Origin of the sequence: Crocosphaera sp. UHCC 0190 (assembly GCF_034932065.1) — a bacterium.
Classification (GTDB): Bacteria; Cyanobacteriota; Cyanobacteriia; order Cyanobacteriales; family Microcystaceae; genus UHCC-0190.
On record NZ_JAYGHP010000007.1, the window covers coordinates 156,843 to 172,547 of the forward strand.

The 15,705-nt window shown below is 40.4% G+C and carries 11 protein-coding genes; 1 reads left to right on the forward strand and 10 read right to left on the reverse strand.

Translation table 11 applies throughout. The annotated features are described in order from the left end of the window. Positions 1-159: 159 nt before the first annotated feature. The 3 genes from VB715_RS12280 to VB715_RS12290 all read right to left on the reverse strand — a co-directional run bounded on the left by VB715_RS12280 (position 160) and on the right by VB715_RS12290 (position 4,273). Positions 160-1,101 (reverse strand): sulfotransferase, encoded by a 942-nt coding sequence (locus VB715_RS12280; RefSeq protein WP_323301501.1) that lies wholly within the window; start codon positions 1,099-1,101, stop codon positions 160-162. A gap of 43 nt (positions 1,102-1,144) precedes the next feature. Then, positions 1,145-2,647 (reverse strand): hypothetical protein, encoded by a 1,503-nt coding sequence (locus VB715_RS12285; protein ID WP_323301502.1) that lies wholly within the window; start codon positions 2,645-2,647, stop codon positions 1,145-1,147. A 123-nt stretch (positions 2,648-2,770) separates the two neighbouring features. Next, on the reverse strand, positions 2,771-4,273 hold the full coding sequence (locus tag VB715_RS12290) for a hypothetical protein (protein ID WP_323301503.1): 1,503 nt from the start codon (positions 4,271-4,273) through the stop codon (positions 2,771-2,773). A 134-nt stretch (positions 4,274-4,407) separates the two neighbouring features. Between VB715_RS12290 and VB715_RS12295 the strand changes: the two genes are divergently transcribed. Next, positions 4,408-5,523, forward strand: coding sequence for a glycosyltransferase (locus VB715_RS12295; RefSeq protein WP_323301504.1), 1,116 nt, complete (start codon positions 4,408-4,410; stop codon positions 5,521-5,523). A 10-nt stretch (positions 5,524-5,533) separates the two neighbouring features. On the opposite strand, the gene VB715_RS12300 is transcribed toward VB715_RS12295, so the two are convergent. The 7 genes from VB715_RS12300 to VB715_RS12330 all read right to left on the reverse strand — a co-directional run bounded on the left by VB715_RS12300 (position 5,534) and on the right by VB715_RS12330 (position 15,687). Next, positions 5,534-7,306 (reverse strand): ABC transporter ATP-binding protein, encoded by a 1,773-nt coding sequence (locus VB715_RS12300; RefSeq protein WP_323301505.1) that lies wholly within the window; start codon positions 7,304-7,306, stop codon positions 5,534-5,536. Beyond that, on the reverse strand, positions 7,282-9,783 hold the full coding sequence (locus tag VB715_RS12305) for a condensation domain-containing protein (RefSeq protein ID WP_323301506.1): 2,502 nt from the start codon (positions 9,781-9,783) through the stop codon (positions 7,282-7,284). The genes VB715_RS12300 and VB715_RS12305 overlap by 25 nt, the downstream gene beginning before the upstream one ends. A gap of 49 nt (positions 9,784-9,832) precedes the next feature. Continuing rightward, positions 9,833-10,855 carry a hypothetical protein gene (locus VB715_RS12310; protein WP_323301507.1) on the reverse strand — a complete coding sequence of 341 codons (1,023 nt, stop codon included), beginning with the start codon at positions 10,853-10,855 and terminating at the stop codon, positions 9,833-9,835. Between the two features lie 147 nt (positions 10,856-11,002). Next, the gene (locus VB715_RS12315) at positions 11,003-12,010 is read right to left on the reverse strand and encodes a sulfite exporter TauE/SafE family protein (RefSeq protein WP_323301508.1); all 1,008 of its coding nucleotides are present in this window, start codon (positions 12,008-12,010) and stop codon (positions 11,003-11,005) included. Positions 12,011-12,196: 186 nt separating this feature from the next. Continuing rightward, a complete protein-coding gene (locus VB715_RS12320) occupies positions 12,197-13,519 on the reverse strand; it encodes an NAD(P)/FAD-dependent oxidoreductase (protein ID WP_323301509.1) in 1,323 nt (440 codons plus the stop codon). 69 nt (positions 13,520-13,588) lie between these two features. Continuing rightward, positions 13,589-13,864: an acyl carrier protein gene (locus tag VB715_RS12325; RefSeq protein ID WP_323301510.1), complete on the reverse strand. Its 276-nt coding sequence runs from the start codon at positions 13,862-13,864 to the stop codon at positions 13,589-13,591. A 218-nt stretch (positions 13,865-14,082) separates the two neighbouring features. Further along, positions 14,083-15,687 (reverse strand): amino acid adenylation domain-containing protein, encoded by a 1,605-nt coding sequence (locus VB715_RS12330; RefSeq protein ID WP_323301511.1) that lies wholly within the window; start codon positions 15,685-15,687, stop codon positions 14,083-14,085. Between the last annotated feature and the right edge of the window lie 18 nt (positions 15,688-15,705).

Below are 15,705 nucleotides of genomic sequence, written 5' to 3' on the forward strand. Positions count from 1 at the left end.
TCAGTTGTTATGTTAACTTTTGCCTAAGAAAAAATAAATAATCAAACGATTAACAGATAATAACTTCTCCTTAACTGAATCGGATCTTCTAATAATTTATCATACTTAGTCTAGAAGAGTCACCGAATCTGGATTTGACTGAGGTAAACGCCGAAAATTTCAGCTTCCGTGTTGAAGCCATTGAGGAAAAACACTATAATCTCTGGCGATTAGTTGTTCAGCCAATTTTTGATTGTAAGGTTTATAAAGAGATATTAGATACTCTAGAGTTTCTGGCTTCAACTCATCAGTATGGGCCATTCCATTAATCAGATAGTAAATCTCTCTGAGTTGAATTTTTAGTTTAGGATTTGCTCGCCAAAACTTTTCCGCAGAGTCATTAACCAGCAAAGCTAAACGTTGTAAGAATTGACTTTTATAGTTGACACTTTTATTTTCTGCTTTTAAATCAGGCAAATCCCAACCTTCCCAGTCAATTTCTAACCAATGACAAATTTCTTTTAATAACTGTTTAGAATCATTTTTTAAATCATCAAAAAAAATAACTTTTAGAGATTTTCCAAAACTTGTAAACCATTCGTCTAAATAATTTGCATAAAATCCGCCATCAAGACCCCAATAAGTATCATTTTCTTGTTGGACTCTTTCTTGCTCAGGGATTGCTTCACATTGTTTTATATATTCCTCTATTGTTAAATTTTTATCCAGGGATAATATACTTTTTTTGTACTTGAAGAAAGATAAAAATCTTGAAATCGGTTCTCTCAAGATAATCAAAATTTTTGCTTCATCCCCCAAGGTTGTTTTAATTTCTTTCGCTACTCTCATACCCCCTTCAAAATATCCTGGAGTAGCTTCCATTCTATATTTCTGATCTTGACAGTGAATAAAATAACTTTGATACTGTTCAAAAGGAGCAAGTGCTTGACGATATCGAGCATCTAATTGACCGTAGCGGAAAGATGAAAAATAACAAGTCTCTTTGACTGAGGATGGACAAATATCAGGATGTTGGGCTAGATAAGTATAAAGAGATGTTGTTCCCCCTTTTACAACCCCTGCTATTACTAAATTAGGTAGTTTTGACTTGGTGCTAGTCATTGATTTTTCTGGTTTACAGGATGAGATTAATCTTAATTTTAAGTTATTTTAAAGAAGACAGTTTCGTAACAGAATAAGCAGGTAACTGAATCTTTTTAGAAGTCGTCCCTTGCGATTCAGTCAAGATTCCCGATTTACTAACTAAATCTCTAGGATTTCCCGAAACTTGTTCATAATCAACAGATTTAGGAAAAATAGAATCAAAATTCACCTGCACTACTTCAGATGATAAGTTAAGAATTACTGCTCGATTTTCTTCACCATTGCTAAATAGCCATCCAGACAAAGAAGGATATTGAGCTTGATTTTTTCCTGTCACCATTGGATTAGACGAGAAATTGATTTGTTTAGCTTGAGTCATGTTTTCCGTTGCCTCACCTAGTAACTTTAAGGCAGAACCACTGGCAGATAAACTAAAAGGTTCAGCCTTGACTTTTTCAGAGGGATTAATAAAAGTACCGATTCCAATTTGTTTTTCATCAGCTAAAATTGCCCCAAATTGTGAAGTTCCCACTAATACATGATTGCAAATTCGATTAATTCGCTTATCTTCCAAGAATAGTAAACTCAAAGCTATATTTTGCAAACCATGAGCCCAGCTACCAATAATTTTAGGGCCAGAGCTTCCTTGTCCTTGTAGAGGTTCCATTACATTATATTCTGTAATCCAGATTTCTTTCTGATCAGGGACTGCTTTAAACTGCTGATTTTCTCTCATTTTTCTCCAGTTTAAAAATGGCAAATTTAAAATGATTGGCACATCTTCTTGAGTGAAAAAAGGATAACTTGTTGCTGAACTGCTGGGGGGGATAATATTTGTATCATAGTAGAGATGGAAAGCTATGGCATCCGATTTCGGCAAAGCTGTTTTTAAGACACTATCATTCCAAAAACGAATGCGCTCGTTACCTCGTTCAATATAAGTCTGACTAGCACCAATTACGGCTACTTTCGCCTTCGGAAACTCTTTCTTAATGGCATCACTCCACTGACTAGCAAACTTTGCATAATCGTCGGGAGTTGGAAAACGTTCCAGATTATCTGGCAAGTTAAAATAAGCTTCATTCCCAATTTGAACATATTCAACGGGAATCCCTAAATCTCTAGCTTTTCGTAACATCGCCAATTGAGAATTTAGATCAGAGGTTAAGATATTGAGAACAAATAAAGGTTTAGTTTGAGTTGCAGTCAATCCCGCTTTGAAATCTTCTAGCTTGCTGGCAGTATATTGGCGCACCCTTTGATTTCTCAAAATTCCCGGCAATTGGCGGGGATTGACTTCACTTAAATCTTCCATAATCCCTCCTCGCTGCCAGTCCCAAAAGTCCGATACTGTTCCTCCAGGAAATCGCAGGACTCTTGGCTTTAATTGCTTTACCGCTTTCACTAAAGCTGGCTCAGTCCAAGAATCAAAAAGTAGTACGTTTGCATTGTAGCACAGGAAGTCTGCCGACAGCGAGCGTCCAAATTCTGATAAAGAAGCGGTTGTGGTTAGAGCAGAAGATTGAGACAAATTTTGGGCTACTGTCTCTTGAGCATTATTCAACTGGCTATTTTGCGATACACAGGAGCTTACTCCGATGAGTAGAGTTAACGCCAATCCTTTTAGATTGAGGTTGGTTTTAAAATTTAGCCAAAGGTTAGTCATATTGATGGCCCCAACAATAGTTTAATACGATTGATTTTTTTCTAGGAGAACTTTAATAGTTTTGATTTTTTGCTTATGACGTACATTAACAACCAAGCCAGCTATCGTCCAAAAATAAAAAGAAGATACCCTAACTTCTGGGAGTTGTTCGGCAAGAGAATAAATTGCATATAATAGGATTATAATACTTGCAGACACTCCCAGTAATTTTTCAACTACTTCTGAAGCATTTTCGCTTACGGCTAGAGAGGAACGATATAGTTGATAAATAATTAGTAAATAAATTAAAGTGCCTGGAACTCCATAGAAGGATATCATAGCACACCAGTAAGCATCCTTAAAGTACAGGCTGGTTTCTTGAAATTGTCCTTTATCTCGCGTACCATGGGTTAATTTAATTAATTGCTCAACTGTTGTATTTTCATCGGGCCCTAGTCCGTACCAGTAATTACTCCCCAGAACATTCCCACAAGATATTTTCATAAAAAATAACCGGGAACCTTCACTCGATCTATTCCAGTATTCCGGAGTAAAGAGTTCTATTACATAGGCTCTAATATCTTTTTTTTCTCTACGAACCGATGCCCCTGAACTAGTTGGACTGGGATTAAAATTAAAGACAATAATTCCCCAGAATAGAACCAAGAATAATGTTCCATACAGAAAGGCTAGCCAGACCGAAATTTTAGTCCTGCCAAAATAAAATAATACTAATATGGGTAGCGCGAATGATATCAGGAGAACTGCTCGTTTATAGGTGGAAAAAATGCCAAAGTAAATCAAACATAAAAAAAGGATTTCTTTCCAGTTAGGCAGCAAAAAATAATGGCTTTTAGGATGTAGATAGGTTCGATAAATAGTCCAAGTCACTACTAGAATAACAGGAATTAAAAAAAATAAGGCAAAAACACTAGAATCGGTAAAAGTTCCCGATGATGAGCCTACTTTTCCAACGCCTAATAGGGCAGGTGAGAGATTACCCTCCTGAGCTTTTAACTCAAGTTTAAGACTTGTAACTTCAAATATCTTTTTAATCGGTGAGCCTCCAAAATATTGGGCCGTAGCGATCAAACCTTCTAACGCTCCCACCCCTATGATTGTTTGCAATATCAAGGAAATATTGGCCTCGGAAAGTTCAAGATTTACGACCAAATAATATACTGATACAAACCTAATTAGAGTCCTTAAACTTGAAACTCCACCAAACAAAGATGCATTAAAAAGTAAGATACTAATAATAATTAAAAAACCAGCCCACATTAAAAAACAAATAAATAGAACTTCTATAGAAGTTATTTTTAGTGGTCGTCTGCGAGTGCAAATTTGGTATAATAGTCTGAAAAATAATAGATAACAAACTAATTCAGGAAGAAGACGAAATCCCGAAAGAATACTATTCGGAAGTGGTAGCCATTTAAGAATAAAGTCTTCTAAAGGAAGGTAGACGATTAGGAAAACAATAATCCAAAAAGTCCATTGTAATCTTTGTCTATCCTGTCGCTCTAGTTGATTTCTAACAATCATGAACTTTATCGTTGCCCATAAATTTTAAGATTTTACATATACATAATAGTATAGAGTGAAAAGAGGCTCCTGCACCTCATATTAAAATCGTGACTATTTTCTGTTTAATCATCGCTAGCTATTGATTTTAATTTATGCCAATTGCGCTAATTGCCCACTATTTAGGACCGAGCTTAGGGATTGGAAAATACCTAGATCGATTGTTGCCGCCATTAATAGAAGAATTAATGGCGAGAGAAATAGATGTAAAAATCTTGGGTTCTCCTAATGCTATTACTAACACACGGGCGTTCCAATGCCGAAAAGATATTATCCAGCCTCTCCCTCCTTTAGATTATACTCCCAGCAAACGATTTGCTTGGTTTGCCTCTCGTTTTACCCGTTATTGCCAAAGCAGGGAAATAGAAGCGGTTGCTTGGTTGTCTAACCCCATTGTACTCCCTTGGCATCCTCCCTCACTGGCTACGATCCATGATGTTAATGAGTGGGCTAAACCGACTAAATATGGCAGTCGTCTTAAAACGGCCTTGCGAGCCGCCATTTATCTAGATTCCTCCCTGCTTTTTGCCAAGAAAATTATCCTAGTCAGTCAGGCGACTGAGCATACCCTGTACCAATACCGTTCCTCGTCAAAACTCAAAAGTAAGCTGAAAGTTATTCCCAATGGGAGTGATTCTTCCTTAATCAAGTTAGCACCGGTTGAAATTCCAGTTCCCAATGCTCCTTTTCTACTATCCGTTGGGCGAATCGACCCGATAGCCAAGCGGCTTCCTGAAGCGGTAGCCTTGGTTTGCGCCCTAAGAGAATTTAGTAGTCAACCTTGGGAATTACATTTAGTGGGGGGGATGAATAGATCGACTGAAGCCAAAGGCAAGGCTTTTCTTAAGGAAATTGCTCCTCGTTCTTGGGTTCACTATCATGGGTATGTGGACGATCCAAGTTTGGCTCAATGGTATCGGCAAGCAACGGCAGTGGTGTTTCTGTCCGATCAAGAAGGGTTTGGTTTTCCCGTTGCCGAGGCAGCTTCTTTTGGACGCTGGGTAATTGTTAGTGACAAGAATCAAGCCGCAGCAGAAGCAGGCACAATGGTTATGATCCCAGTCGACCCAGACCATCCTGAACAAGCAGCCGACTTAGTGTTAAATCGCTTGTCTCAAGAAATACCCAAAAGCCTATCTAGCTCGACTTGGCAAGAGGCAGCCCTTGCTTATGCTGAAGAAATTTGTACTCTTGTACCCACCCCTAACTAAAACTATCACTTTAATTAAGTTGGGATAAGCTGCCATTGCTGGATAATTCTACTATGGTATCAGCAAACTTTAAAATTCCCTGTCGATGGGAGACAATAATCACAGTGCAACGTCCCTTTAAAGCCAAAAGTTCCTTCGCAATTTCAGTTTCAGTTTCATCATCTAAATTGGCAGAGACTTCATCTAACACCAGAATTTGGGGCTTGCTTAATAGAGCGCGGGCTAGGGCTAACCGTTGTTTTTGCCCTGCTGATAACCCTTGGCTGTTCTCAGTAAGTTGATAGTTCAGTCCATCAGGAAGGCTATCGACCACTTCTAAAAGACTTGCTGCTGCTAAGGCTTCGCGGTATTCTTCGAGAGAGTAGGGTTTTCGGGTGCCATAGTCTAGGTTATCCTTAATGCTACCTTCTATCAAAAAAGGTTCTGCCCCCACGTAACCCACCCGAAGGTCAGGATTAGCAAAGAATACCGGAGCATCGATATTGGCAATTTTGATCGTCCCATTGCTCGGCTGAATAACGCCTAAAATTAAGCCGAGTAAAGTAGATTTTCCCGAACCACTTTTGCCAATAAGGCCAAACTGTTCTCCACTTTTAATCTGGAGAGAAATGTTATTAAAAATTCGAGGACTATCAGGAAAATAAGAAAAAGATACACCAGTCAATTCAATATTAGGAGGTGATTTTAATTGTTGAGAGTGATCTCTCGCAGCTTCAGCAGAATTATAAGTATCAGGCAATATGGTATCTGAACTTTTAAAAGATTTGAGAGCCTTCATGGGTTCCATTGCTTGTTGGATTTCTATTGGTTTAAAATCCGATAAATAAGCTAGGGAAAGCTTCAGATGAGGGGCGACTGAATTCATGATGCCAAAGCCCCTACCCAAGCGAGAAAAAGTCGATAAAAATCTACTGAAAAGATAGAGGCAAGAAACTAACTGAATGCCAGGAGTTTTCCAAATTTCAAGACTCATAAAAAGAATTAAAATCAACAAAACAACTCCTAAAACTAAGGGGAGAACAGCACCGATATTTCCCCAAAATTTGGCCTTAATAAATTTTTGATAATAACTTAAATTCTTACCGACCAGATGCTGATACTCTGACGTATTTAGGCGTAGTATTCTAACTAAAAGCCAGTTGCGAGCAATTCGCTCTATTCCACCAACCAAGGCTTTTTGTTCTTCAGGAACTTGTCGGGCCATTACCCGCACTCGTTGATTAACTTTTAAGACTAATAATCCAATGGTTACTAGTCCAAAGACAGCCAGGACAGACTCTCGCCAAGCTAAAGAGAGCATTGCGGCTAAAAGAACGAGGCATTCAACTCCAAAGGAAAGAGTCCAGGAACTGTACCAAAAAAACCATGCCGTTTGTGGAAATATTTCGCCAATTCTAGAGTTAGTCTCAGTGGCAGAAACATACTTTTGTGATGAACCGAGAAGAACTTCGTAGATAGCAAAAAGTCTCAGACGCGTATTGATTGTTTCATAAACATAATCACTACTTTGATAGGCCCAAAACTGGGAAATTGCTCGCAAGATTCCTAAGCCTAAAAATAGAAATAGTAGTAACTCCAAGGAAAATTGCAAATTCCTTTGTAATGGGATACTTTCTTGGGGTACGAGTCCAAGAGAATACAGCAAAATTTGTAACAGACGAGCGAATCCATAGTCAATTAGTCCTAGGGAAAAACTAGTCAATAAACAGATGCCTAGCCAAAAAAAGCCAGAACGACCCAGAAGATTAGACAGACCAGCTAAGGGTAGTTTCTTGATGAACATGGGAGGTTTTCAGTAGTAGAAATATTTTGATTAATACAATCTTTCAAGCTGTTAACAAATTGTTGGACGTGAGGTTCATCTAGCATAGTTTCATGGTCTCCTTCAATGATATGCTCGTTCACCACACCTCGGACTAATTTTTTCCATCCTTTTTGAGCTTCTAGACTCTCGCTGTCGTTTTTAAATAGCTCTATCGTTCCCGAAAAAAGCCTTTTTGGAATGTACTTTTTCCTAGCTTTGGCATGAGTCATGTGGACATAATGAATTTGCCGCCCTTGAGGATCATCAGAAAAAGTCGTTTTCGTTTTTGTTAAGAATTTTTGGAAGAAGCTAAGGATAAATTTTGGATGTCGCAGTCGCTTAAAGAATTCGCTGACATAATACCAAAAATCTCTGGGTTTTAAGCGAGGTGGGCTTTGGGTATCAATGATCGCTAACAAAGCCACTGTTTCCCCTTTTGCTTGCATTTGAAGTGCAATTTCAAATGCCACAATACCTCCCATGCAACGCCCAGCTAAAAAATAGGGGCCGTGAGGCTGAATAGCTTGAATTTTCTCAACATAGTAAGCAGCCATTTCCTCCACATTATCGTGAGGCTTATCCTTGCCATCCATTCCTAACTGTTCTAACCCGTAAACAGGTCGTTCAGGAGCAAAATAATGAGCTAAGTCAGTGTAGTGTAAAGCGGTACAAGCTGCTGGTGGCAGAAGAAATAGGGGCGGTTTATCCCCTTTAGCTTGCAGGGGAACAACGGGTATCCAAGGAATGGTAATTTCTTCTTGGCGAAGGATATTGGCTAGTTTCTCGATAGTCGGAAATTCAACGAGGGTATTTAATGGCAGCTTTTTGCCGAATTTTTCTTCAATTTGATTTAACAGGCGAATAGCGAGTAAAGATTTGCCTCCTAGGGCAAAAAAGTTGTCAGTCACGCTCAGAGAATGAGTGTTAAAAATCCCCTCCCAAATTTGCGTCAGTTGCAATTCTAATTGATCCTGAGGTTTGACAAAGTTGGCTGAAGCTTGACTTTGAGACTCGGTAGAATCCTGCTGGCGATCGCGTTTTTCTTGAAATTGCTGTTTTTGGGCATCCGTTAGGGGTAAAAGTTGGGAAATCGGCTGTTCTGGTTCAGCCACTATATTCTCTAGCACGGTTTGGTAATGCTGGAGCATTTGGGTGATCGTCGTTTCTTCAAAGAGATCGACGTTGTATTTCAAGACGGCACTCAATTCTCCCTTATCTTCTTCCATAGAAAGAAAGAGATCGAAATCAGTCCCCCTCTGTTCTTCTAAAGAAGTGATGGTCAAGTCCCTCAGTTTGGGATTCTGAAGGACGACATTTTGAAGGGCAAACATGATCTGAGACAGGGGAACATTGATTAGGTTGAGTCGGCTGACTAACAATTGAATCGGCAGATCTTGGTGAGCGTAGGCTTGCGCGCTCTGGTGGCGGACTTGACCAAGAAATTCTCGAAAACTGGGATTGCCAGACAGATTGCTACGGTAGATAATCAGGTTGACAAAATAACCAATTAGCTTCTGAATTTCACTGCGGTTGCGATTGGCAATGGGAGTACAAAGAAAAACCTCATCCTGACCTAGATAGGTATGCAGCAAGACTTTAAAGGCAGCCAAGAGGGTAATAAAGGGGGTGACTCCTTCTTCGCTGGTGAAAGTGTTCAGTTTTTCACTAAGCTCTTTAGGCAAGACTAAGACTTGCCGTTCCCGTTGCCCAGAAGAAATTGGGGGTTTTGTTCGATCAGCTGGCAGTTGCTGGGATGGCAGATCTGACAGTTGCCCCTGCCAGAAATTGAGCAAGGTATCGAGAAACTCTCCCTGAAGCCATTGTCTTTGCCAAACCGCAAAATCAGCATATTGTATGGGCAAATCGGGCAAGGAGGGGAGAGATTGACCACTAGAAAAGGTTTGGTAGAGTTCAGCTAACTCTCGAAACAGAACGCCATCAGACCAGGCATCATAGACGATGTGATGGAGAGTAATCAGGACAAAATAACTGTCTGATGTTAATTTAATTAGAGTGGTGCGGAACAGGGGACCCGTGCTGAGATTAAAGGGGCGTTCTGCTTCTTCGTCGGCGAGTTGGAGAGCTTTAGAAAAGCGATCGCCTTCAGGATAGGTAGTCAAGTCCATTGTGAGAAGGGGTTGGGGGTCGACAGGCGCGATCACCTGGACAGGATGACCGTCTGAACTATGAAAGGTCGTTCTCAAGATTTCATGGCGGAGCCGAAGGGCGTTGAAACTTTTTTCCAAAGCTTCAACGTTCAGTTCTCCTCGTACTCGAAAGCCATAGGGAACGTTATAGTCAGCACTCCCAGGGTTCAGTTGGTCAAGCAACCACAACCGCTCCTGAGGAAAGGAAAGGGGAAGATTATCCTTTCGTTCCACTGGCTGTAAAGGGGGAGCTTCGTTCCGAAATCTCATCAAAGTCCTAACAGACTCCCAAATCTCTGGATGTTTCATTGATTTTCTCTACCTGATTAACTAAAAAAAATTAACTCTGTTCCCATCGCTAGACACTTGGGACGGTAAGTTGACCTCCAATCTGGCGAGCGGCCGCAAAGCTTGCCCAGGATGTAGCCGCTAGCAATTCTCGATCAAATGGATGAACCTTGCGAAATTGACGGACAACAGGCTCGCTTACCTGATAGGAAGCGATTGCAGTCAGCATGGCCAGTCTTGCTTCTGGTTTCAAAGAATCATCCAGTGTCTCGATCGCTTCTTCAACCCAGTAAGTGCCTAAGGGGGGAGGATTACCATCCCAAGATTTTAGATAATCCTTCACCAACTCTTGGACAGATTCGGACAGCACAGCTTGACCCTCCTGTTCAACAGTGGCGGCAAATTGAGCTAAAGCGTTTGCTACAGTAGGGTTGCCTCTTGCCCATTTAAGGTCTTCAGGAAGTGCCGTCCGAGGCAGGAGGTTCAAGGAAGCTCCTGGCTTGTAAATTGTCCTGCTTCTTAGTTGATTTTTCAGCCAGCCGAACACCTGTCCTTTGAGTTGTTTGCATTTATTCAATTTCGAGAAGTTTTCTTCTTCTGATTCTTGGGGCAAGAAAATATTAAGCATTCGATTGAGATAATGGAAAAGTATCGCTGTAGTTATGATTTCAGGAGCTTCTTTCCTACTAAAAGGCGGCGATTGTACAATTTTTGCTTCTGGTGATAAAGTAGCCAAGCTCCACTTGACTAACAATCGTTTTTTCTTGTTGGGAATTAAATTCAGAGCTTTCGAGTCAAGGGCTTGTTTAACATCGTTTGCGGTGTGACTGCTAGCACAAAAGGGACATTGATTAACTTTGGAGACAGCACTGATTATGGCCTCTTTATTCTGAGGAGAAACTTGCTGAGTTACTAACTCGGTTTCATAATATAATATCCAAACTGCTTTTAATAATCTGATGATTAGAGCATGAAGGGCGAATGGCTTTCCCCAAGTGTGATGTCGCTTAATAATATTTTTTATCTCCTCAACACCTGGCTCTAATTGTGCAGTTGGATTATTGAAATACTTTACTTGTTCTAGTTTTTTCATTGTTTCTTAGCTATTGTGCATTTAAGCAACTTATCACATATAGCAGTCCTGTTTTAGTTTTGAGAACAATATCTCAGAATAAGGGTTAGGGGTTAGGGAATCTTACAAATCATTGAGGACTGCTATCGTTTATGCACCATAAATAGTTTATTGACTGTTTTTATCTCCTAATTCTTGGACAACAGAATTCATCTTGCCGAAGCCGAAGAAGAAGAATAAACCAATCAAAAACACGGTAAGAGTAAACAATAACAAAGATATGTTACTGTAAGGTTTAACAATCAACCAAGCTCCTAAAAACTGGGCTAACAAGACAAAATAGAGAAACTTAACTATAGATTCTCTAGTGAAACCAGTAATAAAATAGGCTCCCAACGGAGCTCCAAAAATAACGACAGGAATGCAAACTAGCAAGTAATTCCAGGCTTCAGGTTGAAAATCTTTCAAAGCAAAAACGTGGAGCAAAAAGCCAATGACTGTATTACCTGCCATTAAACAAACACTGGTTGGGGTCGCAATTTTTTCAGACAAACGATAGCGAGTTGTCATGATAGAAAAGCTAAAAATATCAATCCCACTTCCCACGAGACTAGAGATAATACCGCCTAAAAATCCGATCCCTACCAAAAACATTTTTCCTTTGGGAGAAAACGAAGGTAATTCCTCTCGAACGACTCGATTTTTGTTGGTATTCAAGAAAAAGAGAACACAGCCAAAACTTAACCATAGGGAGACAAAGAACATTTTGGTGTAAGCTGGCGAAGTCAAGGGAGCAATGACAAAAGCCCCAAAAACCATCCCGAAAACTCCGCCAATGCTACAGAGGACTAGATAATTTTTCTCAACGGGAATTCTCCGCACAAAAATCAGATAAGCGGCTGAGGTCATGCCAAAGCTTTGAATCGCCAAACTGAAGTTGCGGGCAACGGCAGGTTTGATATGAAAAATCAAGGTCATGACAGGAAAGGCGACTGCACCACCCCCTTCCGCAGTCGCCCCAGCGATAAATGAACCAAATGCCATGGTCACTGACATGAACCACTCAGTAAGGAACAAATGCCATTGATGAGTGGCTCCCATGTAGATCAACCAGCCTGTTAAAATTAAAGTGGTTGGAATGAATTGATATCCAGGTATTCGGCGAATGGAGTCCATTGTATAGATTCTCAACTGTTTTGAAAGGTTCTAAGCTAAAACGCATTTAAAATGCGTTTTAGCAAGTCAGAAGTTCTGGGAACACGAATGCACAGAAGTAATGAGGATTTTCCTTTTGAGGAGGTTCAATGTGTAACAACCCAAGAGCTTTAAACAACCTGAAATTAACTTTCAGTGTTTTAATTCCTAGAGTGCAATACTATCGAGAATGCGATAACGGTTGGATTCAATTTTTTGTCCCTTTTTATCCCTAGGAGCAAGGCTGACAAAATTCTCAGAACGAGTCGTCATTTTAGAAACCACATCCATAAGTTCTTGCTCCATTAAGCTTTCAAACTGTACGGCGTTTTTGGCCATTTCATTCACTTCGCCTGTGGAACAATATTGGGGCAGAGCCAGAGAGCGACTGACTTCATATCTTCCCCGCAATTGCTTGGTATATAACGCTTGGTTGCTGGCGACTGACTTCGGGTTTTTAAAGCTACGATCAATCGCCCAAGTGGCTAAGTAAGCGGAATACATCCCTAAAATCATCCCGACTGAAAAAATAGGATCAACAAAACCTGCGGCATCTCCTAGTAGGAAATATCCTGGCCCAGTGACTTGGGTTAGGCGGTAAGAATAATCCTGAATTTTGGCAAAACTTCCTTCACAAAATGTTGCTTCGGCTAAGAGATCTTTGAGAATAGGAATCTCATAGCATTTGCGAATAAAATAGGATTCCCATGATTCATCCGACCTTTTAGCAGTTTTCATAAAATCAAGGGGAAGAATTAATCCGACACTGGTACTTTCCCGCAGGGGAATGTGCCAAGACCATCCCGCATCTCCCGTTTCGGTAATAGAAGAAACAAAAGTAGTAGGGGGAATTTGCCTTAACTTTTCACAGGGATAAATTTGATTATCTGCTCCAACATATTTAGAGTTTTTAAAGTATCCCCAAATACTCATAAAACGGAAGTCTTCATCAACGGTGCGAATTCCAAGCTGTTTTCCTAAAACTGCACCCTGTCCGCTGGCATCCACCACAAAACGACAGAGGATTTCTCCCGTGGTTTTCTCTTTAACGTGACGATATTTGACTGTTTGTCTTTCTGCACTATCATCTAAATCGACTGCTAAAACAGCAATTTCTTCAAAGACTTCTGCTCCCTGTTCTCGCGTGTTTTCTAAGAGTATATGGTCAAAGCGATCGCGTTCTACATGATAGGCAGGACGAGTATAACCAAAGTCTTTAAAAGACATTTTGCGAATTGTTCCATTCCAAACCACTGTCCCTCCAGCTTTCTCGATAAAGCCATCAGAGACAATTTTTTCACTAACTTTCGCTAGATCAGCATATTTCCAAAAATGGGGGATTAAATTTTCTCCGACGTGGAGACGCGGATGTTTTGCTTTCTCTAAAAGCACTACTTCATAGCCCTTTTGCGCTAAAAATGTGGCTGCCATAGTCCCAGATGGCCCGCCACCAATAACAACTACATCACATTTATGGGGAATAAACATCATATCCTCTCACTAAACTATTAAATGTTTGCTCTACAGATTAACCAATTCTTTAAAGTTGGCCAAGGGGCCTTAATTTTGGGGAGACAATTTATCGATCACGAAAGAACTAATAGCACTTACCGTCTCAAAATTTTCTAGCAAGACTTCATCGGGATCAAGAATTACTTGAAACTTATCTTCTAGGAAACTAATCATTTGAAAAATTCCAACCGAGTCAATGATTCCTTGTTCAATTAAAGGTAAATCATTGTCTAAGTTCACTTCGGGTTTGTCATACATAAACTGCTCAGCTATATGCTTTTTGACAACCTGTTGTACTTCTTGTTCTTGTAAAGAAGATGACATACCATTTTTTCTCAGAATTTAATGACAATGTTTTGAATAGATTAAAAAGCCAACAGAAATTGAGTAAAATCTGTATACAATTCAGACTTATACTGCTAGAGTTATAAGAAATTAGAGTAGCTTAAATATTCTATTTGGCTAGTTAATTTTTGCTCCTAAATAATAACATAAATGACCATATTTGACAATTATTTGTGTGCAAATCTTCCAATATTGGTTTAAACATTCTCAGGCAATACTTCCTGACGTAGTAAAGTTTTATTAATTTTTCCGGTGGAAGTTTTCGGTAAGATTTGACGGAACTCAATTAGAGTAGGAAGCATATATTTGGGAAGTCGCTTAGCACAAAAAGACGCTAAATCACCCGACAGCAATTCCTCTCCCTCTCGTTTAACCACCAAGGCTTTAATCTTATTGCCAATTTCTTCATCGGGAATCGCAATGACCGCTGCCTCTTCTATGGCTGGATGGCTGTAGAGGGTGGTTTCAATTTCCCCTAGTTCAATGCGATAACCCCGACTCTTGATTTGGTTATCCCGCCTTCCGAGATAAAGATAGTTGCCTTCTGAATCTTGACGGACGAGATCCCCTGTGCGGTAGGCAGTTGTCGGAGCTAGATGGGGATAGAGGGGATAACTTACGAGGACTTGCTCGGTTTTTTCTGGACTTCCCCAATAGCCTGCCATCAGGGAAGGACTGCGGACATACAATTCCCCCACTTCCCCTGGTTGAGCCAGGGTGTTATCCTCCTTAACAGCGAAAACTTCTGTATTGGCACAAGCTCGCCCAATGGGGAGAGGTTCGACGCGATCGCCGGAGAGGGACTCCACTTCATAATAGGTACAGACGTTAGTTTCCGTAGGCCCGTAAAGGTTGTAATACTTAGCCTGGGGGAGTAATTCCATCAACTGGCCTAAGTATTTAATAGGAAAAACCTCTCCGGCAAATAGGATAGTTCTCAGATCAGGAAATTGGTGTTCAGTTAACTTTCCCCTTAGCACTAACTGAGTCAGGATAGAAGGAACTGAATACCAGATAGTGATTTCTTTTTCTTCGATAAATTTGGCCAAGTTAATCGGAAAAACTGATAATTCTGGAGGAACAAGAATGATTGTCCCTCCAGCTTTGATGGTGGCGAAAATATCGAAGATCGAAAGATCAAAGTGAAAAGGGGCGTGGCTAGATACCCGATCCGAAGGTTGTACCTGGAAACATTCACAAGCCCAATTAACAAACGTTAAAGAAGCTCTGTGGCTGATGGCAACGCCTTTAGGAGTGCCTGTTGAGCCAGATGTATAAAGAATATAGGCTAGATCGTTTTCAATGAGATCTGGGCTGGCAGAAACAGGCTTAGTTGCCAATACATCCTGCCAATTAAGCGTTGGGGCTGTTGAGATCTGCTTGAGAGAATCAATCGGTGTCTTATTGGTCAAAATCAAGCATTTTAAGCATGATAGATCCGACAAACTATTTTTTTGCCAAAGAATCAACTGTTTCTCATCAGTCACCAGGGCTTTTATGCCGCAATTTCTGATAATAAAATCTATTCTTTCCGTGGGTGCAGAGGGATCGAGAGGGACGTAAACCCCTCCCGCCTTTAAAATTCCAAAAATAGCGATAACTGACTCAATCGACTTTTTCAGATAGATTCCCACCGGATCACCTCGGCTGATGCCAGATTTCAGCAGAACATGGGCTAGTTGACTTGAGACAGCCTCTAAACCGCCATAAGTTATCTCACTGCCTTTAGAGATAACGGCCGTTTGCCCTGGAAAGCGATTGGCACTCACTTCCAAAAGCTGCTGTAAAACATAAGGAAGCATAGATAACTTTTTCCTTAA